Origin of the sequence: Desertimonas flava, assembly GCF_003426815.1 — a bacterium.
In the GTDB taxonomy this organism is placed as follows: domain Bacteria; phylum Actinomycetota; class Acidimicrobiia; order Acidimicrobiales; family Ilumatobacteraceae; genus Desertimonas; species Desertimonas flava.
In genome coordinates, this window is sequence record NZ_QKYK01000006.1 from 65,913 (window position 1) to 84,462 (window position 18,550).

The window sequence follows — 18,550 nt, forward strand, 5'->3', positions numbered from 1 at the left end:
CACGCGCGGCTCACCGGATACGGTGGCGGCCGACATGTCGTTCTTCGGCCGCTCCAAGAAACCCAACGAGCTCGCCCGCGTGCGGGCCGAGGTCGCCCGTCTCCACCAGGCCTTCGTCGAGCAGGCAGAAGCCCGCGCCGCCATGCAAGAAGCGCTCGACGCCGCCAAGGCCGACCGGGCTGCGGCCGAGGCCGCCGCCGCGGAGGCCGCCGCCGAAGATCCCGTGGCCACTCTGTACGCCCGAATCGACGGTCTCGCCGAGCAGATCGCCACGCTCGAGGCCAGGCTCACGTCGGTGTCCACCGAGCTGGTCAACCAGCTGAGCGAGCTCGGCAGCGACATCGACGCGCTGCAGAACCGGCCCGACCCCCAACCGCTCGACGACGAGACGATCGAGACGCTGCGCGACACGCAGACCCGTCTCGCCAACGAGCAGGCGAGGTATCAGATCGCCTTCCGCGCCGACCTCGCCCGGCTCGCCGAGCAGGTCCGCAAGGCCCGCTGAGCGGGTCGCCGCGTCACTCGTCGCCCGTCGTCGGCGTTGGCACCGACGATGCCGGGAGCGATGCCGACACCTCGGCGAGCACGTCGTCGGGGAGGTACTGCTGCAGCAGGGCCGTGGCCTCGTCCACCTTATCCTGATAGGCACCCATGTCGGGAAGCGCGGCGTCGGCCTCGTTGAGCAGTTGGAACACGCGGCGGAGCACGTCGTCGGGGACGTCGTCGGGCCCCACCGTCGTCGTCGGCTCGGAGGAAGCGGGCTCCTCATCGGGGTCGATCACGTCGGGCACGGGCTCGCCGAGCTCGCTCTCCTCGTCGGGCGAGCCGATCCGCTCGCCGACGTCGAAGTCGTCACCGAGCGATGGGAACAGCTGGGCGAGGGCGCCGCCGATCGTCTCGGCCATCGCCACCTCGCCGTTGTGGACGATGATGATCTGCTGGTAGCGGACGACCACCGTGGCCGAGTCGGGCTGCTGGCTCGCCACGTAGAACGGCCGGGCCCAGATGAGGCCGTCGGCGACCGGGACCAGCTGCAGGTCGCCGAAGCGCACGCGGTTGGAGCCGCCGGCCTGGACGTTGGTCACCGCCTCGGTGACCTCTTGGTCGGCCTCGACGGTGGTGGCGATGTCGCGCGGCCCGCGGGGCCGCTGGCCTTCGGTGACGTACACCGTCAGGGTCCCATAGCTGTCGACGTCGCTCGAGGCGGTCATGAAGGCGGTCAGTTCGGTGCGGTCGTCCTCGCGAGAGAACGGTACGAACGGACGGAGCAGCACGAAGTCCTCGTCGCCGTCGACACCCCCGCCCTGAACCCCGTCGAAGAGCGTGTAATACGGAATGAACCGGGCGTTCGACGACTCGGTGGCCAGTTCGGCGGAGCCGGCGCTCTGCGCCTCGGCGGTCTCGGCGGCCGTGACCGCGGAGTCGCGCACCGCCCCGCTCGGCGACTGGGCGATCGACCACGCGCCCGTGCGCTCGAAGAAGTCCTCCGCTTCCAACCGGTACTTGGAATACACGTTGGTCTGCACCCGGAAGAGATCCTCCGGGTAGCGCAGGTGCTCGCGCAGCTCGAGGGGCATCTCCTCGCCCGGCGTGAAGAGGTCGGGAAAGGCCGACATCCACGCCCGCACGATCGGGTCCTCGTCGTCCACGACGTAGAGCTGCACGCTGCCGTCGTAGGCGTCCACGACGGCCTTCACGCTGTTGCGGATGTAGTTGGCGTCGCGCGGGATCCCGCTGTCCTCGAGGAGCTGCACGTCACCCCCGACCGCCTCGGCGTACGGATACCGGCTGGTCGACGTGTAGGCGTCGATGACCCATTTCACGCCACCATCCACCTGCACGGGGTAGGGGTCGCCGTCGTAGGTGAGGAAGGGAGCGAGCTTCTCGACCCGGTCGCGCACGTTGCGGTTCCACAGCATCTGCGCGTCGCCACTTCCCACGGCTCCGGAACCGATGAGGTTGTAGTCCATGAACGCCAGGCCGAACGCGGCCTGACGCACCCACGACGAGAGCTCGACCCCAGCCTCGCCCGAATAGCGCTCCTCGTCGGGACCGCAGGCCTGCTCGGTCTCGTCGGTGCCGGCGACGGCCCAGCCGTCGATGCCCGGGCTGAAGTAGATCTGTGGTCGGGTGAGCTCGACGTCGAGGAAGTCGGGGTCGGAGTTGGCGCGCACCCGGCTCGCCGGAGCCATCACGAGGCCGCAGCCGTGGGTGTAGATGAGGTGGCGGCCCTGCCAGCTCTGGTTGGCCGCACCTTGCAGGTCGAGCTCGCGCGCGGCGATGAGGACCTGCTGCAGCTCGCCGTCGCCGTCGATGTCGTAGCGGTCGACGTCGAGGTCGTTGATGCTCAGCCCGGCTTCCTCCCCTTCGGCGCGCTGGAAGCTCGTGCGCGCCTCGGTGGGGTTGAGGAGCCGGACCCGTTGCAGGGGACGCTGATCGGCCTCGATCTCAGCCCCGCTGAGCGACCCGTACTCGACGGCGACGACCTGGATGTCGTTGATACCCATCGCCGCTCGCGTGGCCTCGACGTTGTGTTCGATGTACGGCGCCTCGCGCGATTTCTGGTTGGGCCGCACGACGAGTGACTGGATGACCGCCGGGTAGGCATACCCGCCGACGATGGCCAGCACCATCCAGACCGCCGACGCGACGAGCGGGATGCGCCACGCCTGCGTCTTCAGCGTCGAGAGGTAGAGACCGGCCGTGACGAGGGCGACGACGGCGAGCAGCAGCAGGGCCGGCATCTGGGCGTTGACGACCGAGTAGGTGGGCCCCTGGACGAACCCGCGACGGACGTTGGTGAGTTCGTAGCGGCGGATCCAGTAGTCGGCGCCCTTGAGGGCGGCGATGACCGCGACGAGCACGGCGATGTGCCCCTTCATCGCCTGGCTCAGCGACGGGATCGGCGACGCGAAGACGACGCCGCCGTTGAGGATGTGGGTGATCACCGTGATGACGAGCACGATGATCATGGCGAAGAACCACCAGTCGAGCACGAAGCTCAGGAACGGCAGCTCGAACACGTAGAAGCCGACGTCGGCCCCGAACCGGGCGTCGGGCGTGCCGAACGATTGGCTGTTGCGGTAGAGCAGCCACGACTGCCATTGCGTGGTCGTCGGCAGGGCTATCAACACGGCGACGAGAGCCGCGGCCAGGTACCGGTACAGCCGCAGGCGGCGTCCGAACAGGTCGTGGAAGCGCTCGACGAACGGGTGCACGTTCACCGGAAAGCGCGAGGGGGCGAGCCGGTCGGCGACGAACAGGTTGACGCCGGCGGCGATGGCGAAGGCGACGAAGAAGATGGCGAAGAGGGTGAGGCGGGCCCAGAGCGCCGACCAGAACACGCCCGACTGGCCGATCGCGTCGAACCACAGCTCGTCGATGTAGAAGCGGGCCAGTGCCCGACCGAGCACGACCACCAGGATGAGGAACGCCGCCGCGCCGATCACGGTCCATCGGGTGGCCTTCCGGAGGCGCGTATGACCCCGCGGCCGGCGGGGCAGATCGGACGGTCGCCGCACGGGCGCGAACGCTACAAGCGGAGCCGGTGAAGCGGCGGTCAGCGCTCGGCGAGCACGACGGAACAGCGGCAGCCGGAGTGGGCGGGCGCGGTCACGTGGCCCGTCGGGAAGGCGTCACCGGCGGGAACGGCACCCTGCAGGGTGTTGTCCTCGCACTCCGAGCAGGCGCCGACCGACGGGTCGGCGATCCAGCGAACCGGCGTCCCGGCCGGCACGGCCGCCAGCGCGCCCCGGTTGTACGCGATGCGCAGGAGATCGTCGAGATGGTCGTCGATGTGCTTGGTCTTCCACTCGCGGTAGATGGCCCGGGCGCTCTTGGCCACCGCTTCGTTGTCGCCGGCGCCGCTGGCGATGCGCTCGGCGAGACGTTCGCGCAGGGGGCGGATGAGGTCGTCGCGCAGCGCCTGTCCGGCCGGGGCGAGGACGGTGCCGGCCACGTCACCCGAGCCCAGCGACGCCGATCCGGCCGTGGCCGCGGTCATCAGCTCGGTCGAGATGGCGTCGTAGTAGCGACCGAGATGCGTGACCTCGTCACCGACGAGGGCGTCGAGGGTGGTGATGGGATCGTTGCGCCGCAGGAGGTCGAGGGCGGCGTTCTGCTCGTCGGCGAGCACCCGCTTGACCTTGCGACCGCTGGCCACGATGAGCGGGGTGAGGGCTTCGTCGCGGCGCTCGAAGACGGCGCTGGCGGTCGGTCCGGCGGCGTCGGCGGCGACCGGCACCGTTTCGTCCTGTTGGGCGCGCAGCCGGGCGAACAGGCTGTCGACGTCGGACGCCGTGACGTCGTCGTCGTCGATCTCGTCGGCGCCGGTCACCTCGGCGTCAGGTGTGTCGGCCGTGTCCGTCGCGTCGGCCGTGTCGTCGACGCCGGGCGTGTCGTCGGCCGGGACGGCGGCGACGCGGGCCGCCGGGAACTGCAGGACGGTCGCGTTGCGCCCCACGCCCTCGGCGGAGGCCTTTTCAGCGGGCGCGTCCTCGGCGGCGTTCTCGCTGACGGGGGTGGTCGGCTCGTCGGCAGGCGCTTCCGCGGGTTCGACGGCGTCGGGTGCGACCGCCGCCTGCGCCGGCTCGGCGTGGGCGGCGGCGTCGGTGATCGCCGGACCGCCCTCGGTGGACTCGGCGGGCTCGGTGGCCGCCGAGTCGTCGGCGTCGGCGCCCGTGACGTCTCCTTGCGCCCCCGTGGCAGTCGGCTCCGCCACGATCTCTGCGGTCGAGTCGCCAGACGTGTCCTCGGCGGGTTGTTCGTCGGGGTCGGCCCGGAGACGCAAGGCGTCGTCACTGATCGCCGAGGCATCGGCCAGGCGAGACGCCGGCACCATCATCGGCACCGGGCCGGTGGTGGGCGTGAGGTTCACGTACTCGTCGAATTCGCCGAGCGGGGCCAGTTCGGCGACCACGTCGGCCGCGGCGAGGCGGGCCCGCTCGAACGCCTGCACCAACCGCTCTCGGGCGTGGACGAGGTGGTCGATCTGCTGGCGGGCGAGGTCACGGCGACGGGCCAGTTCGCTGAGCGCCTTCTCCCGGTAGGCGCGCGCCTCCTCGACCATCTCTCGACCCTGCTGCTTGGCACTCTCCAGCTCGGCGGCGGCCTCGTTCTCCGAGTCCTTGCGGCGTCGGGCGACCTCGGTCTCGATGTCCTCCCGCATGCGCTGGGCTTCCTCGCGAGCATCACGCAACAGTCGGTCGGCGGCCTCCTCGGCCTTTGCCCGCGTGGCCGCCGAGCTCTCCCTGGCGGCCTGGAGGATACGCGTGGTCTCCTCGCCGAGGAGGCGGGCCACCGTCTCGTCGTCGAGCTCGACGGGGAGGGCGGCGGCCTGAGGCTCCTGGCGGCGCGCCCTCACTTCCTGCTCGAGATAGCGCTCCCGTTCCTGGGAGCGGGCGAGCTCGGCCGCGACCATCCGGAGGAAGTCGCGAACCTGCTGCTGGTCGAAGCCGCGGCGAGACGTGGGAAAGTTGGCGTCGGCAACCGCCGCCGGTGAAGACGGGTCGGGCCGCGAGAAGGAGATGGCCACGCCAGGCAGCGTAGATGCGTACAACACCCAGATGGTGGCAATGAATCGCGCCGGCCGGGGTTTCCGGCCGGCGTCGCTCGGGCCGGTTCAGCGGACGAGGATCTCGGGCGGATCGCCGCCGAGCTCCTCGAGGGCGGCGATCGCCTCGTCGACGGTGCTCACCGGGATGATCTCGACGTCGTCGCCCGCCACCTCGCGGGCCCGTGCCAGGTCGTCGTCGCTCTGTGTCGCCGGAACGATGAAGTAGTCCAAGCCGGCCTGCCGGACGGCCGAGGCCTTCTGGGCCAGACCGCCGATGGCCCCGACGTTGCCCTGGATCCCGATGCTGCCCGTCACGGCGACGTCGAGGCCGCCGAGCAGATCGCCGCCGGTGAGCTCGTCGAGCAGCGTCAGCGTGAAGGCCAGGCCGGCGCTCGGCCCGCCGATGTCGCCGGTGTCGATCCGCACCTCGAACGGCAGCGACACCGCATCGGTGTCGAACGGGGCGAAGCCGAAGATGACACGGCCGGTCCCGTCCTCGGCTGAGATCAGCTCCACGGCATCGACCTCGACCGACGCGACATCGCCGGTCTGGGCGTCGACGCGGTCGACCACCACGTCGACCGTGTCTCCCGGCTGCTTCCCGTCGAGCACGGCACTGAGATCATCGCGGTCGGCGATCGGCGTGCCGTCGACCTCGGTGATCGTGTCGCCGACCTCGAGCTGGGCCTCACTCGGCACCCACGTCCCGCACGTCTCGTCGTCGATGACCTCGAGACAGTAGAAGTACTCCACCTGCACCGGACCGGGCACGATCTCGGCGTCGAAGCCGGCCCGGCTCAGCGCGACGTACTGGGCCACCTGGCCCGAGGTGCGCATCATCTGGAGCGACACGGTGCGCCGCTGCGTGGGCGTCTGGTCGCCGTACTTGTCGCGCCGGCTGAGCGTCTCGATCTCCGGCCCGCCTCCCCAGAGGAAGTGGCCGAGCACCGACTGAGTGGGCTCTTGGATCGTGACGAAGTACACCCGGCCGTCGGGATCGGTGTCAGCCTCGACGCCCTGCATCCCTGCGGCGTCGAGATCCCCGAAGGACACCCGCTCGGCCACCGGCTGGGCCGCGGCCGGCACCCTGGCGTAGGGCGCGGCGACTTCCACGTACTCGCCCGGGTTGTCGGGGTCAGGATCGAGGTTGGTGGCGACGAGCGACGCCGGCAGGAGGGCCGTGACCACGATCACCACGACGATCAGCCCGGCCAGCACCGCCAGCGGCACGGCCCAGTAGCGGTGTGAGCGCCGCGGGGCGATGACCGCGGTCGCCGCCCAGCCACCGCCGAGCGGGCGTGCCGGTGATCCGGACGCTTCGCCGTCTAGCGTTGGGAACTGCGTGTCGGTCAACGATCTCACCATCCGTGCGGCGCTCGTCGTCGGGCTGGCGCTCGTTGCGCTGCTGCTGACGGGCTGGCGTAAGACTGCCAGGGCGACGCCGAAAACGTCGCGCGGCGGCCAGTCGGGTCCCCGCCAGGTTCCGTTCGCGGTGGTGCGCGAGCCGACCCCGGCCTACACGCCGCCCAATCCGCTCAAACGTCTGTGGTCATTGCTCGCCAGCGGCGGCCTGGCCCTCGTCGTCGGCGCCGTGATCGCCACGTCGCTCGCCTTCGCGGTGTCGCTGATCGTGATCCGCATGACCGATCTGCTGAAGCAGTGAGCGCAAAGCGAGCCCGCCATCGACGCGCCGCCTGACCGGCGGGCCGTCGCCCTGGCCGGACACACCGGCGACGCCCGCACCGCCCGGGCCGGCCTCGTTGCCGACGACCCGTCGGTGCGCGCCGCCGCGCTCGGCGCGCTCGCCCGGCTCGACCTGCTGGACGACGACACGGTGCGCGCGTACCTCACCGACCCCGACGCCGGCGTCCGCCGCCGCGCCGTCACGCTCGCCGCCACCCGGCCCGGTGTCGACCTGATCCCGGCGCTGTCCGACGCCGACGCGTCCGTCGTCGAGGTGGCGGCGTGGGCGTGCGGCGAGCGGGACACGGCGCCCACCGCGGTGGTCGACCGGCTGGTGACCCTCGCCGGCTCGGCCGCTGACCCCCTCGTGCGCGAGGCCAGCGTCGCCGCCTTGGGTGCGCTGGGCTCCGACCGCGGCCTCACCGCCATCCTGGCCGCCACCGAGGACAAGCCGGCCGTGCGGCGACGCGCCGTGCTCGCCCTCGCCCCGTTCCTCGACCCGGAGTACGGGCGCGCCGCCGAGGTCACCGCTGCGCTGCAGCGCGCACTCGCCGACCGCGATTGGCAGGTGCGCCAGGCCGCCGAGGACCTGATCCCTCACGACGAGTGACCGGTCGTCACCCGTCAGTCCGCTGACGCCGCGGCTCGGACACGGTCGAGCAGGCCGGCGAGTTGGCGCAGCTCGGGGTCGGCAAGCGCCCCGTCGATCGCCAGGTTCACCGACGCGAACAGGGCACCGGCGCGTTCTGACGCCTGCCGACCGGCGGCCGTGAGCTCCAGCGTGCGCGAACGCCGGTCGGACCCCTCGACGCGCCGCACCATGCCCTCGGCCTCGAGGCGCTGCACCATCGGCGTGACCGCTGACTCGTTGATCGCCAGCTGGGCGGCGACCCGCCGCTGCAGGACCGGCCCCTGGTCGCCCACGATCGCCAGCACGGCGAGCTGGGACGTCGACAGACCCGTCGGCGCCACCACGGTGTCGGCGAGCTTCTTGAGCACGTGAGCGGTGGTCTGGATCCGGTGATACAGGCGGAGCTCGTGGGCGGACGTCACCGCCGCATCGTACGCGTCCTTCATTTCTGAAGTATTATTGCTTCAGAACTGAAGTCATGAGAGACGTCAAGGAGGACCGATGTCGCACACCGTGGATGCCTGGGCACAGATGCCGACCGAGCGGATGCTGACCGAGCCGTGGCTGGAGCCGCTGCTCCGCTGGACCCGCCAGACGGGCGAGGCACTGGAGGCGACGAGCGACGCCACCGTCGCCGCGATGGATGCGGCCGGCGTCGAGCTCGCGCTCTTGTCGGCTTGGTACGGACCGACCGGGAGCCTGATCAGCAACGAGGAGGTCGCGGCGCAGGTCGAGAGCGCACCGACACGGTTCCGCGGGCTTGCCGGGGTCGACCTCCGGCGGCCGATGGATGCCGTGCGCGCGATCCGCGACGTGGCGACCGACGAACGCTTCGTCGGCGTGCGGATCGTCCCGTGGTTGTGGGAGCTCCCGCCCGATCACCGGTCCTACTACCCCGTGTACACCGCGTGCGTGGACGCCGGCTTCCCGATCTGCACCCAGATCGGCCACACGGGGCCGCTGCGGACGTCGGAGACCGGCCGGCTGATCCCCTACCTCGAGCGGGTGATGCTGGACTTCCCCGAACTCGTCGTCGTCGGCGGCCACGTTGGGGCCCCGTGGATCGACGAGGTGCACACGATGACCGCCAAGTTTCCGAACTTCTACGTCGACACGTCGGCGTACGCCGTCCACCGCCTGCCGCCGGCGTTCGTCCAGCACCTCCACGGCATCGGTCGCCACCGCGTCATGTTCGGGACGAACTGGCCGATGCTCTCGCCACAGCGCTGCCTGGCCGGATTGGCCGAACTCGGCCTCGACGCCGACGGCGAGACGGCCTTCCTCGGCGGTACCGCGCGCGAGGTGTTCGGCCTCAACTGACGGGCGGCGCGGTCAGAGGGCGTAGCGGTAGACGTTGGTCGTGCGCGGCTCGAAGCCGATGCGGGAGTAGAGGCGATTGGCCGCCTCGCGATCGGGACGGCTCGTGAGGTCCACCGACTTGGCGCCGCGCGCCCGAGCCTCCTCGATGGCGGTGCGGCTCAGCAGCTCGCCGATCCCCCGCCGGCTCGCTGCCGAGTCGACAACCACATCGTCGATCCACGCCTTGAGACCGGTGGGGATGCGGTAGAAGGCGAGTGTGAGACTGCCGACGATCTCGCCTCCCAGCCGGGCGACGTAGAGCACCGTATCGGCGCACGACACGATCTGGCTCAGCTCCTCGCGCCCCGGCGGCGGTGACGACCGCGACAGCTGCGGGACCAGTCGGGCAAATGCTGCCAGCAGTTCGTCGTCGACGGCGTCGACGACCTCGATCGTCACGGGGCGGTCGTTGTCGGCCTGTTCGGTCACGTCGTGACGCTACCGCTGGTCAGGCGTATCGTTGAGGTCGATGGAGCACGTCCGCCTGGCGGCCACCCCCAACCTGCGCAACCCCGTGATGCTCTACGCCTTCTCCGGGTGGAACGACGCGGGCGAGGCGGCGTCCACCGCCGTGCGCACGATGGTGTCGCATTGGGGAGCGGCCCCGCTCGGCGAGATCGACCCCGAACCGTTCACCGACTTTGCCACCGTCCGGCCGGGCGTCTACCTCGCGGACGGCCGACGGCGCATCCGCTGGCCCAGCGTGCAGCTCTGGTCGGCATCGCTGCCGGGCGCCGACGCCATCTTCATCCTCGGCCCCGAGCCGGCGCTGCAGTGGCGCCGGTTCTCGCAGCAGATCGTCGGGCTCGCCGAGCACTTCGACGCGTCGATGACGATCAGCCTCGGCGCCCTCCTCGCCGACTATCCGCACACGTACCCGGTGCAGGTCATCGGTACCGCCACCGACGCCGAGCTGGTCGACCGTCACGATCTGCGACGCTCCACCTACGAAGGACCGACGGGAATCGTCGGTGTGCTCGGCGACGCGTTCAGCACCGCCGGTCGCCCTGCCGTGTCGCTGTGGGCCACGGTGCCCGGCTACACCGCGCAGATGCCCTGGCCCAAGGCGTCGGCCGCGCTCGTGAGCGCAGCGTGCGGCATCATCGGCGCCGAGCCGCCCATCGACGCGCTCGGTCCGGCGATCGCCAAGTACGACCAGCGCGTCGCCGGCATGATGGCCGAGAACGAGGACCTCGCCGCCTACGTCACCCGCCTCGAGGTGCTGATGGCCGACGCCACCGAGGACGACCTCGATGACGATGACGACGACGACACCGTCGGCGGCGAGCGGGGCGCCGACGAGCGCGTCGGTGACGAGGCCGACGTCGAGGACCTCGTCGCCGAGGTCGAACGTTTCCTGCAGCAGGGCGGACCCGAGGGCGCCACCGGCGACGACTGACCGCGCTCGGCGGCCAGTCGCCCGTCGACCGGCGACGACTGGTGTCAACTCCTCCAGATCGGTGACCGCACGTCGTCGAACAACGTCGCCGGCCGTTCGCCGGTGATCGCCGCGAACGCCATCGGCGCCCACCAGTCGGCGCCGGCCGTGGCGTCGGGAAGCCGGTCGGCGGCGAACCAGCCGACGTCGGCCGTCTCCAGCGGGTGCCCCTGCAGCGAGCCGCCGACCGCCGTGCAGTGGAACAGCAGCATGTACATGCCGAAGCGGCTGAAGCCACGCCGCTGACCATCGACGACCGAGAGCAGTTGCACCGGCTCGCACTCGATGCCCGTCTCCTCGTGCACCTCCTTCACCGCCACCTCTGCCGGCGAGTAGCCGACGTCGGCCCACCCCGTGGGGAACAGCCAGATCCCCGAATCGGCGCGCTGCACGAGCAGGACCTCGCCGGCGTCGTTGCCGACGATGACCCCGATGGCCACCTTGGGGGTCACGTATCCGGGCACACCGTTGCCGACGGACCGCAGCCACTCCTGGACGTGCTGATCGTGCTCGACTGGTGTCGCCGTGGGGTCGAGCAGGCGATCGACCGCCATCTTGATGTCGGCGGCGACGTGGAGCACCTCCTCGAACCGCTCGCGCTCGTAGAGGTTCTGCGTGAACCCCAGCCCGGTCCGGGCGATCGCAGCCAACGCCTCGCTCCAGCGGACCAGATCTCGGGTCAGGAGGGGCTCGGCGGAATCGGCAGACACGACGTCAAGCTAGTGCCGTGGTCCTCACGGCCGGCGAGGCGCCGGCACGTCACGCTCGCCCCCTTCACGCCCGCCCGTCACCGCCGACGGCGCTGTCGCCTCCTCCGGAGGCCGACGGATCAGTAGGGTGGAGCTGATGCGTCGCCGGCCGGGTTCTCTGCTGCTCGCTCCGGCGGCGGCCGCCGCGCTCGGCCTCGTGTCGTGCGCGGCCGGCCCCGGTTCGGCCAGCGTGACGCCGGCAACGGGAACGCCTGCGAGCGCCCCGACCGAACCAGCGATCGAGCCCCCGGCATCCTCCGACGGCTCGCACGTCGACCGCGACGACGGCGTGTTGCGCATCGGCCTCCTCCTCCCGCAGACCGGCGCCGGCGCCGACATCGGCATTCCCGCCAACAACGCCGCCGAGTTCGCCATCCGGCGCATCAACGACACCACGATGTTCCACGGGGAGCCCGTCGAGCTCGTGAAGGCCGATGAGGGCGCCGACGCCGAGTCCGCGTCTGCGGCCATCGACGAGCTGCTCGCCCAGGGGGTCGACGCCGTGGTCGGGCCGGCCTCGTCGACCGTCGCCGTGCAGGTGCTCGGGCAGCTGACCGAAGCCGGCGTGCTCACGTGCAGCCCGACGGCATCGACGATGATGCTCGACCTCCACCCCGACCGCAACGGGCTGTTCTTCCGCACCATTCCCAGCGAGTCCGGCCAGATGGCCGCGATCGCCTACTCGGCGAACCGCGAGGGTGTGTCCAACGTGGTCGTGCTCTACCGCGACGACGAGTACGGCCAGGGACTCCGCCGCGCCGCCGCCCGCAACCTCGAATCCTGGCGTCTCAACATCACCGACGAGATCCCGCTGTCGACCACCGACACCGAGTTCGACGACGAGATCGCCCGGGTCGCGACCGACTCGCCGGAGAGCACGATCATCGTGCTGTCCGACGGCATCCAGGGCATGCAGGTGATGGACGCCATCGCCCGCAACGTCGAAGTGCTCGGCGGTGACGACCTCCCGCGGGTCATGGTGAACGAGGCGATCACCGCGGCCGATCCGTCGGTGTACGCCTCGTGGCCGCAGGCCCTGATCGACAACTGGGTCCGCTATGCCCCCGTCGCAGGCGTCCCCGCCGCGCCGGCACCCGTCGTCGAGCCCACCCCCACCGGCGCCGACTCGTCGCCGCCGACCACCGAGGCCGATCCCGACGCGACGATCCCCGAAGGTCCGTTCGCCCTCAACACGTTCGACTGCATCAACCTCATCGTGCTCAGCGCGATCACCAAGGACACCGACGATCCGACGCTCATCGCCCAGCAGATGCCACTCACGGCCGATGGCGGCGTGCCGTGCGACACGTTCAATCACTGCATCGCCCGCCTCGATGAAGGCCGCGAGATCGACTACAACGGCGTGAACACCACCAACGTCGTGAAGCCGTTCACCGCCACCGGCGACCCCGGCCGTACGACCGTCATGACGTACGTGATCGATCCCGGGCTGATCGTCGAGGTGACCTACGGGACCGTCACTTCCGGCACCGGCTGAGCCGCACGAACATGTGCGGCGCCCGCTCAGGCGCGGCCGAGCGCTTCGGCGAGATCTGTGAGGTAGCCCACGTAGAACCGGCCGAACTCGCCGTAGAGCGCCGAGGCCTTGTCGAAGCGCATCGTGTACACGACCTCCTTGACCACCTCGGGAGTGACGGCGAACAGCGTGACGCCCCACTCGAAGTCGTCGAGGCCGGTAGACCCCGTGATCAGCTGGGTGACCTTGCCGGCGAACGTGCGGCCGCTCGCCCCGTGCTCGCGCATCATCTCGTTGCGCTCGTCGTACGGCGTGGCGTACCAGTTGGCGGTGTCACCGCGCCGCTTGGTCATCGGGTAGAAGCAGAAGATCGGCTTGCCCTCGGGCGGCAGCGACGGGTAGAGCCGCTCGCGGAGCATGTGTTCGGGCATGCCCTTGGCGTACTCGCTGACCTCGGTGATGCTGACGTAGCTGTCGACGACACGGAGCCCCGCCACCTGCAGGGCGGTCTGGAGGCGGCGCAGCACCGTCCAGTCCGGGTGCAGCGCCATGATCGCCACGTCGCACTTGTGGCCGAGGATCGACGACACCAGCACCTGGGCGTCGGACGACCGGGCGTCCTTGATCGCCGAATCGGCCGCCTCGACATCGACGTCACCCGCGGGGACACAGAACAGGTGGAGGACGCCAAGTCCGGTCTCGACACGCATGCCTCCACCCTATGGGGCACCGCCGGAATGACCGCAAGCTCCCGGCCGCTGGGACTAGGGGGCGTAGACGTTGAAGCCGTCGGCGCGGACGAAACCGGCGAGCACGAGGTTGGCTCGCTGCGCCGCTTCGACGGCCAGGGAGGTCGGGGCACTGACGGCCACGAGCGCCCGGAACCCGCCGGCCCAGGCCTTCTGCACCATCTCGATCGACGCCCGGCCACTCACGAACAGACCGCGCGCCGGTCCGTCGGCGGCGAGCGCCGGCAGGACGCCGTCGAGGAGCAGGCGACCGATCACCTTGTCGACGGCATTGTGGCGACCGACGTCCTCGCGGGTCACCAGCACAGTGCCGTCGGCGTCGAACGCAGCGGCTGCGTGCACCGCCCCCGTCGACGTGAACAGTCCCTGGCCGCCGAGCACCCGATCGGGCATCCTTCCGAGCACGGCGACGTCGATCGACGGACCCTCGGGCAGCGGCGCGAGGCGGCCGGCGAGCTCGTCGAGCTGGTCGCTGCCGCACCAGCCGCAGCTCGACGACGTCGACACGAGGCGAGGGGCGGGGATCGGTGCCCGCCCTCCCGTCTCGACCGTGACGACGTTGAACTCGCTGGCCATCGCCGACCCGTTGGCGCAGTAGCGGACGCCGGTGACCGGGGCGCCGCCGAGCAGGCCCTCGGTGAAGCACCAGCCGACGGCCAGCTCGAAGTCGTTGCCCGGCGTGCGCATGGTGGTGCTCACCACCTCACCGTCGAGCTGGATCGTCATCGGCTCCTCGACGATCAGCTCGTCGGGCCGCCGTCTGGTCCCGTCCGGCGTGACTCGGGTCACGAGCAGGCGTTTCGTCCGCGATCGAGCCACGGCCGCCACGGTACCCGCGGCAATACTGGCGCCAATGGAGATCGCCCGCCTGCTCGACGCCAACGCCCACTACGCCGGGGCACGCGCCCGCGTGCACGAGGCCAGGCCGAGCCGCCAACTCGCCGTCGTCACCTGCATGGACGCACGCATCGACGTGTTCGCCGTGCTCGGCCTGTATCTCGGCGAGGCCCACGTCATCCGCAACGCCGGCGGACGGGTGGACGACGACGTCGTGCGCAGCCTCGCTCTGTCCAGCCACGTGCTCGGCGTGAACACCGTGGTCGTCATGCAGCACACCAAGTGTGGTCTGGCGGGCGTGACCGAGGAGCAGCTCCACGAGCTCACCGGCGCCGACATCGAGTTCCACGCCATCGCCGACCACCACGAGGCACTCGCCGAGGACGTCGAGATCATCCGCTCGTCGCCGTACCTGACGCCGATCAACGTCATCGCCGGCTTCGTGTACGACGTCGAGACGGGGGAGATCACCGAGTCGACGCGGTACGAGCGGATCCCGACGTGATCCGGGGCGCGGTGGCCGCGGCCGTCGCTGCTGCGCTCGTGCCGGTCGGCGCGGGTATCGCTCTCGCCGCCACCGCCACCGCCACCGCCACCGCCACCGCCACCGCTTCACCCGTCTCGACCGCCTCGACCGCCTCCGATGACGTCACGCTCACGTTCGACTGGCCACTCGACTGCGCCGTCGCCGTGACGCAGACGTACGTCGACGCCCAGCTCACGATCGACGTCGACTACGAGGCGACAGCCGACGTACGAGACGGCGTCGTCCTCGTCGAGTTCTCCGACGCCGTGCTCACGGCCACCGACGGCCTCGGCGGTGATCGCGACGCCGAACTGGCGGCGTTCTTCACCAACCCGACCATCGAGGTCGAACGCGACGGCTCACCCGTCGAGGCGGCCGGCTTCGAGCAGTGGTTCGAGAGGTTCGAAGCCAGCGGCGCGACGGGCGACGAGGCGGCCCTCGAGCGGGAGGTGATGCACCGCACGGCGACGATCGTGTGGGACACGTGGGCCGGCCTGTGGGCCGAGCTCGGGTCGGTCGGCGAGGAGCTGCGGTACGAGGACGTGCCGTACCTCGACGAGGGTCTCGACGAGCGGGTCGCCGACCTCGACGTCGTGGCCGATGCGAGTGCTGCCGGCGAGGTCGCCCTGGTCGCCGAGCGATCGGTCGATGACCGCACCGAGACCATCACGGCGACGGGCGACCCGGCGACGCTGGCCCCGTCGTCGGCGGGGTACGAACTGACCGAGGGCGACGATCTCGTCCTGGCCTACGAGTGGGCGTTCGACTGGCCCGACGACTGCGACGGTCCGTCGGTCGCCGACGCCACGTCCACGACGCCACCGCCGACCACGTCGACGGGCCAGGCCGAGCCGGACGGCGAAGGCGGCGTGGACGTCGTCGTGCCGCCGGGATTCGACACCGTCACGTACAACGAGCTGCCACCCGAGGCGCTCGACACCCTGGCGCTGATCGCATCGGACGGGCCCTTCCGGTATCGCCAGGACGGGGCGGTCTTCCAGAACCGCGAAGGCATCCTCCCCGACGAACCCGACGGCTACTACCACGAATACACGGTGGAGACGCCGGGTAGCGACGACCGCGGAGCCCGGCGGATCGTCACGGGCGAAGGAGGCGAGGTGTTCTACACCGACGACCACTACGACTCGTTCCGGGTGGTGGTGCCGTGACCGGCCTGGCCACGTTGCTGACCGGACCCGCCCCGGCCGGCGTCTACCGCCTTCCCGCGGCGTCGAGCGCCGACACGGCGCGGCGGGTCGCCGAGGCGGCCGGGTGGCGCGTCGTCGACGCCGACACGTCGGCCGCCGCCGACCGTCGCGCCGTGTTCGCCGCCCTCAAGACGGCGTTCGGCTTCCCCGACTGGTTCGGCCACAACCTCGACGCCCTCGCCGACAGCCTCGGCGACCTCGACGCCGAACCGGGCACGCTGCTCGTGTGGTCGGGGTCGACCACCTTCGCCCGGTCGGCGCCCGATCAGTTCCGCGCCATCCTCGCTGTCCTGCGCGACCGCGCCAACGACGCCGGCGCCCCCACCCGCCTCCTCACCCTCCTCGCCTGAATCTCGATGCTCAGCTCTCGTTCGTCGCGTTTTCGGGCGCTCCTGTCGCTTCGTGGGTCCTGAACGGTGGAAGTGCCTACGGGGTGTGCCTCTGGAGCGCGCCGGGTCGGCACTTCGGCGGGGCCGTCGCGCCTCTCTCGTCTTCTGCTCGCGGGAGGTCGGTCCGCTTCGCCGGTGACGGCTGCTGCTCCGAAGGTGACGTGATCGACATCAGTGGCCGGGTGCACGCTGGACACCGTCGAGAATCTGGGGCTCGATCGTGCCATTCGGTGATCGAGGGCTGGATCGTGACGAAAACCGTCACGATCCAGCCCCCGAAACATCGACGTGAGCAGTACAGGAGTTGCGGGGCGTCGGTTCAGGCGGCGCGATAGACGCTGACGTGGCGAACGGAACGGGCGTCGAAGGGTTCGCCACGCCAGCCGCCCCACCGCTCGACGAGACGGAGGCCGGCGAGACGGGCCATCAGGTCGAGCTCGCTCGGGGGTGCCAGGCGGCACACGATCGGCCCGAATCGGATCCCTTCGGGCGTCAGCTCGACGTGGTTCTCGTCGAGCAGTTGCGTCACCGGGTCGTAACGGCAGACGTCGAAGACGACCCGGTCGACCCCGACGTGCTCGGCGTCGACGTAGTTGTCCCGGCGCACCCACGCGTCGGGAATGCCGGCCTCGACCACGAACGCGCCGTCGGTCGTCAAGTGGTGCGCCGCGTTCTCGAAGCAGCGCACCTGATCGTCCTGGGTCAGCAGGTTGAAGATCGTGTTGAACACCAGGTACACGAGCGAGTACCGGCCGTCGAGCCGCGTCGTCGACATGTCGCCGACCGTCACGCCGATCGCGTCTCCGCCCGGCTTGGCCCGCAGCCGCTCGATCATCGCCTCGGACACTTCGATCCCGTCCACGGCGATCCCGCCGGCAGCGAGCGGCACGGCGATGCGCCCGGTCCCGACGGCGAACTCGAGAGCCGGCCCGGCGCCGGCGACGCGAACGAGGAAGGCGACGGCGTCGTCCTCATCGCCCCGAAGTCCGTCGTCGTACCGGCTGGCGACGGCCGGCCCGAAGGCCCGGAACGGATCGAATCGCTCCACGCCGTCGAGTCTCATCGCCCGACCCCGCGCGTCACGAGCGCGTTTCGCGGCTCGAACCTGATTGATCGGTCGTCGGCCCGCACGCCAGGCTGGCAGGATGCCGCAGCTGTGGACCGAGGAGCCGCGCCTGGTCGTGACGTACGACGTCGAGTGCGCCGGACGCGTGGACCACGACTTCTATCTCGCCCTCGCCGCCCAGTTGGGCGCGACCGACGTCGTCGACATCGGTTGTGGCACCGGCGTATTCTGCACCGACCTCGCCACCCGCGGGTTCCGGGCGACCGGTGTCGATCCGGCGACGGCGATGGTCGAAGCGGCGCGGCGCCGCCCCGGGGCCGAAAGGGTGACGTGGATCCACGGAACCGCGGCCGACGTGCCGCCGGCGTTGGCTGATCTGGTCGTGATGTCGGGCCACGTCGCCCAGTACTTCGTGACGGACGAGGAGTGGACAGCAACGCTCGCCCAATGCCGGACGATGTTGCGACCCGGCGGCCATCTGGCGTTCGAGAGCCGTGACCCGCGGGCCCGGGAGTGGGAGCGCTGGACACCCGACGACACGCGGCGGACCTACCCGCATCCCGACGGCGGCACGTTCGAGTCGTGGGTCGAGGTCGTCGACGTGTCGGGACCGGGCGATGCGCCCATCGAGACCCACCAGGGTCACACGGTCCTGCCCAGCGGTGAGCACCTGGTGAGCACCGAGACGCTCCGCTTCCGCTCGGCGCCGGAGATCGTCGGGACGCTCGCCGGGGCCGGCCTCGATCTCGTCGAGATGTGGGGCGACTGGCGACGGTCCCCGGTGTCCGATGCGACCGGCGAACTGATCGTGGTCGCCGGCCGCCCGGCGTCGCAGTCGCCGGGCTGAGAAGTTCGGACGACGATGTCGATTCGGGCTTCCCAGT

19 protein-coding genes are annotated in these 18,550 nt (G+C 70.8%); 10 read left to right on the top strand and 9 right to left on the bottom strand.

Features of this window, described 5'->3' with window-relative positions:
• Positions 1–34 precede the first annotated feature (34 nt).
• Positions 35–505 carry a hypothetical protein gene (locus tag DN771_RS09340; protein ID WP_116997101.1) on the top strand — a complete coding sequence of 157 codons (471 nt, stop codon included), beginning with the start codon at positions 35–37 and terminating at the stop codon, positions 503–505.
• Between the two features lie 13 nt (positions 506–518).
• Here the strand turns inward: DN771_RS09340 and DN771_RS09345 are convergent, their stop codons facing one another.
• From DN771_RS09345 to DN771_RS09355, 3 genes are all read right to left on the bottom strand, one after another.
• Positions 519–3,521 (bottom strand): UPF0182 family protein, encoded by a 3,003-nt coding sequence (locus DN771_RS09345; RefSeq protein ID WP_205528502.1) that lies wholly within the window; start codon positions 3,519–3,521, stop codon positions 519–521.
• A gap of 38 nt (positions 3,522–3,559) precedes the next feature.
• On the bottom strand, positions 3,560–5,533 hold the full coding sequence (locus DN771_RS09350) for a DivIVA domain-containing protein (protein ID WP_162941742.1): 1,974 nt from the start codon (positions 5,531–5,533) through the stop codon (positions 3,560–3,562).
• Between the two features lie 87 nt (positions 5,534–5,620).
• Positions 5,621–6,907: a S16 family serine protease gene (locus tag DN771_RS09355; RefSeq protein ID WP_162941743.1), complete on the bottom strand. Its 1,287-nt coding sequence runs from the start codon at positions 6,905–6,907 to the stop codon at positions 5,621–5,623.
• Here DN771_RS09355 and DN771_RS09360 point away from each other — a divergent pair.
• Both DN771_RS09360 and DN771_RS09365 read left to right on the top strand, forming a co-directional pair.
• Positions 6,897–7,217: a hypothetical protein gene (locus DN771_RS09360; RefSeq protein ID WP_116997105.1), complete on the top strand. Its 321-nt coding sequence runs from the start codon at positions 6,897–6,899 to the stop codon at positions 7,215–7,217. The two genes, DN771_RS09355 and DN771_RS09360, sit on opposite strands and share 11 nt — an antisense overlap.
• A 114-nt stretch (positions 7,218–7,331) precedes the next feature.
• The gene (locus DN771_RS09365) at positions 7,332–7,847 is read left to right on the top strand and encodes a HEAT repeat domain-containing protein (protein ID WP_116997106.1); all 516 of its coding nucleotides are present in this window, start codon (positions 7,332–7,334) and stop codon (positions 7,845–7,847) included.
• 14 nt (positions 7,848–7,861) lie between these two features.
• Here DN771_RS09365 and DN771_RS09370 read toward each other — a convergent pair whose 3' ends face one another.
• On the bottom strand, positions 7,862–8,290 hold the full coding sequence (locus DN771_RS09370) for a MarR family winged helix-turn-helix transcriptional regulator (RefSeq protein ID WP_162941744.1): 429 nt from the start codon (positions 8,288–8,290) through the stop codon (positions 7,862–7,864).
• 79 nt (positions 8,291–8,369) lie between these two features.
• Between DN771_RS09370 and DN771_RS09375 the strand changes: the two genes are divergently transcribed.
• A complete protein-coding gene (locus tag DN771_RS09375; protein ID WP_116997108.1) occupies positions 8,370–9,188 on the top strand; it encodes an amidohydrolase family protein in 819 nt (272 codons plus the stop codon).
• Between the two features lie 12 nt (positions 9,189–9,200).
• Here the strand turns inward: DN771_RS09375 and DN771_RS09380 are convergent, their stop codons facing one another.
• On the bottom strand, positions 9,201–9,656 hold the full coding sequence (locus tag DN771_RS09380) for a GNAT family N-acetyltransferase (protein ID WP_227462298.1): 456 nt from the start codon (positions 9,654–9,656) through the stop codon (positions 9,201–9,203).
• Positions 9,657–9,696: 40 nt separating this feature from the next.
• Between DN771_RS09380 and DN771_RS09385 the strand changes: the two genes are divergently transcribed.
• Positions 9,697–10,626 carry a PAC2 family protein gene (locus DN771_RS09385; RefSeq protein ID WP_116997109.1) on the top strand — a complete coding sequence of 310 codons (930 nt, stop codon included), beginning with the start codon at positions 9,697–9,699 and terminating at the stop codon, positions 10,624–10,626.
• A gap of 44 nt (positions 10,627–10,670) precedes the next feature.
• Here the strand turns inward: DN771_RS09385 and DN771_RS09390 are convergent, their stop codons facing one another.
• On the bottom strand, positions 10,671–11,375 hold the full coding sequence (locus DN771_RS09390; RefSeq protein ID WP_227462299.1) for an NUDIX hydrolase N-terminal domain-containing protein: 705 nt from the start codon (positions 11,373–11,375) through the stop codon (positions 10,671–10,673).
• 136 nt (positions 11,376–11,511) lie between these two features.
• On the opposite strand from DN771_RS09390, the gene DN771_RS09395 reads away from it, so the two are divergent.
• Entirely contained in the window at positions 11,512–12,912 is a 1,401-nt protein-coding gene (locus DN771_RS09395; protein ID WP_162941745.1) for an ABC transporter substrate-binding protein, read from the top strand.
• A gap of 26 nt (positions 12,913–12,938) precedes the next feature.
• Here DN771_RS09395 and DN771_RS09400 read toward each other — a convergent pair whose 3' ends face one another.
• A complete protein-coding gene (locus tag DN771_RS09400) occupies positions 12,939–13,601 on the bottom strand; it encodes a chlorite dismutase family protein (protein WP_116997111.1) in 663 nt (220 codons plus the stop codon).
• 54 nt (positions 13,602–13,655) lie between these two features.
• A complete protein-coding gene (gene fdhD, locus DN771_RS09405; protein WP_116997260.1) occupies positions 13,656–14,459 on the bottom strand; it encodes a formate dehydrogenase accessory sulfurtransferase FdhD in 804 nt (267 codons plus the stop codon).
• A gap of 34 nt (positions 14,460–14,493) precedes the next feature.
• Between fdhD and DN771_RS09410 the strand changes: the two genes are divergently transcribed.
• The 3 genes from DN771_RS09410 (at position 14,494) to DN771_RS09425 (ending at position 16,561) form a co-directional block, all read left to right on the top strand.
• On the top strand, positions 14,494–14,982 hold the full coding sequence (locus DN771_RS09410; RefSeq protein ID WP_116997112.1) for a beta-class carbonic anhydrase: 489 nt from the start codon (positions 14,494–14,496) through the stop codon (positions 14,980–14,982).
• Positions 14,983–15,746: 764 nt separating this feature from the next.
• Positions 15,747–16,172, top strand: coding sequence for a guanyl-specific ribonuclease (locus DN771_RS30855; RefSeq protein ID WP_116997261.1), 426 nt, complete (start codon positions 15,747–15,749; stop codon positions 16,170–16,172).
• The gene (locus DN771_RS09425) at positions 16,169–16,561 is read left to right on the top strand and encodes a barstar family protein (RefSeq protein ID WP_116997113.1); all 393 of its coding nucleotides are present in this window, start codon (positions 16,169–16,171) and stop codon (positions 16,559–16,561) included. Before DN771_RS30855 ends, DN771_RS09425 begins: the two co-directional genes overlap by 4 nt.
• Positions 16,562–16,919: 358 nt before the next feature.
• On the opposite strand, the gene DN771_RS09430 is transcribed toward DN771_RS09425, so the two are convergent.
• Positions 16,920–17,663: a methyltransferase domain-containing protein gene (locus DN771_RS09430; protein ID WP_205528503.1), complete on the bottom strand. Its 744-nt coding sequence runs from the start codon at positions 17,661–17,663 to the stop codon at positions 16,920–16,922.
• 82 nt (positions 17,664–17,745) lie between these two features.
• Between DN771_RS09430 and DN771_RS09435 the strand changes: the two genes are divergently transcribed.
• On the top strand, positions 17,746–18,513 hold the full coding sequence (locus DN771_RS09435; RefSeq protein WP_116997115.1) for a class I SAM-dependent methyltransferase: 768 nt from the start codon (positions 17,746–17,748) through the stop codon (positions 18,511–18,513).
• Positions 18,514–18,550: the final 37 nt, after the last annotated feature.

What these genes read in the sequence shown, in the direction of transcription:
- DN771_RS09340 (WP_116997101.1), top strand. Translation starts at nt 35, where the DNA reads ATGTCGTTCTTCGGCCGCTCCAAGAAACCCAACGAGCTCGCCCGCGTG.
- DN771_RS09375 (WP_116997108.1), top strand. Translation starts at nt 8,370, where the DNA reads ATGTCGCACACCGTGGATGCCTGGGCACAGATGCCGACCGAGCGGATG.
- DN771_RS09385 (WP_116997109.1), top strand. Translation starts at nt 9,697, where the DNA reads ATGGAGCACGTCCGCCTGGCGGCCACCCCCAACCTGCGCAACCCCGTG.
- DN771_RS09395 (WP_162941745.1), top strand. Translation starts at nt 11,512, where the DNA reads ATGCGTCGCCGGCCGGGTTCTCTGCTGCTCGCTCCGGCGGCGGCCGCC.
- DN771_RS09400 (WP_116997111.1), bottom strand. Translation starts at nt 13,601, where the DNA reads ATGCGTGTCGAGACCGGACTTGGCGTCCTCCACCTGTTCTGTGTCCCC.
- DN771_RS09410 (WP_116997112.1), top strand. Translation starts at nt 14,494, where the DNA reads ATGGAGATCGCCCGCCTGCTCGACGCCAACGCCCACTACGCCGGGGCA.
- DN771_RS09430 (WP_205528503.1), bottom strand. Translation starts at nt 17,663, where the DNA reads ATGAGACTCGACGGCGTGGAGCGATTCGATCCGTTCCGGGCCTTCGGG.
- DN771_RS09435 (WP_116997115.1), top strand. Translation starts at nt 17,746, where the DNA reads ATGCCGCAGCTGTGGACCGAGGAGCCGCGCCTGGTCGTGACGTACGAC.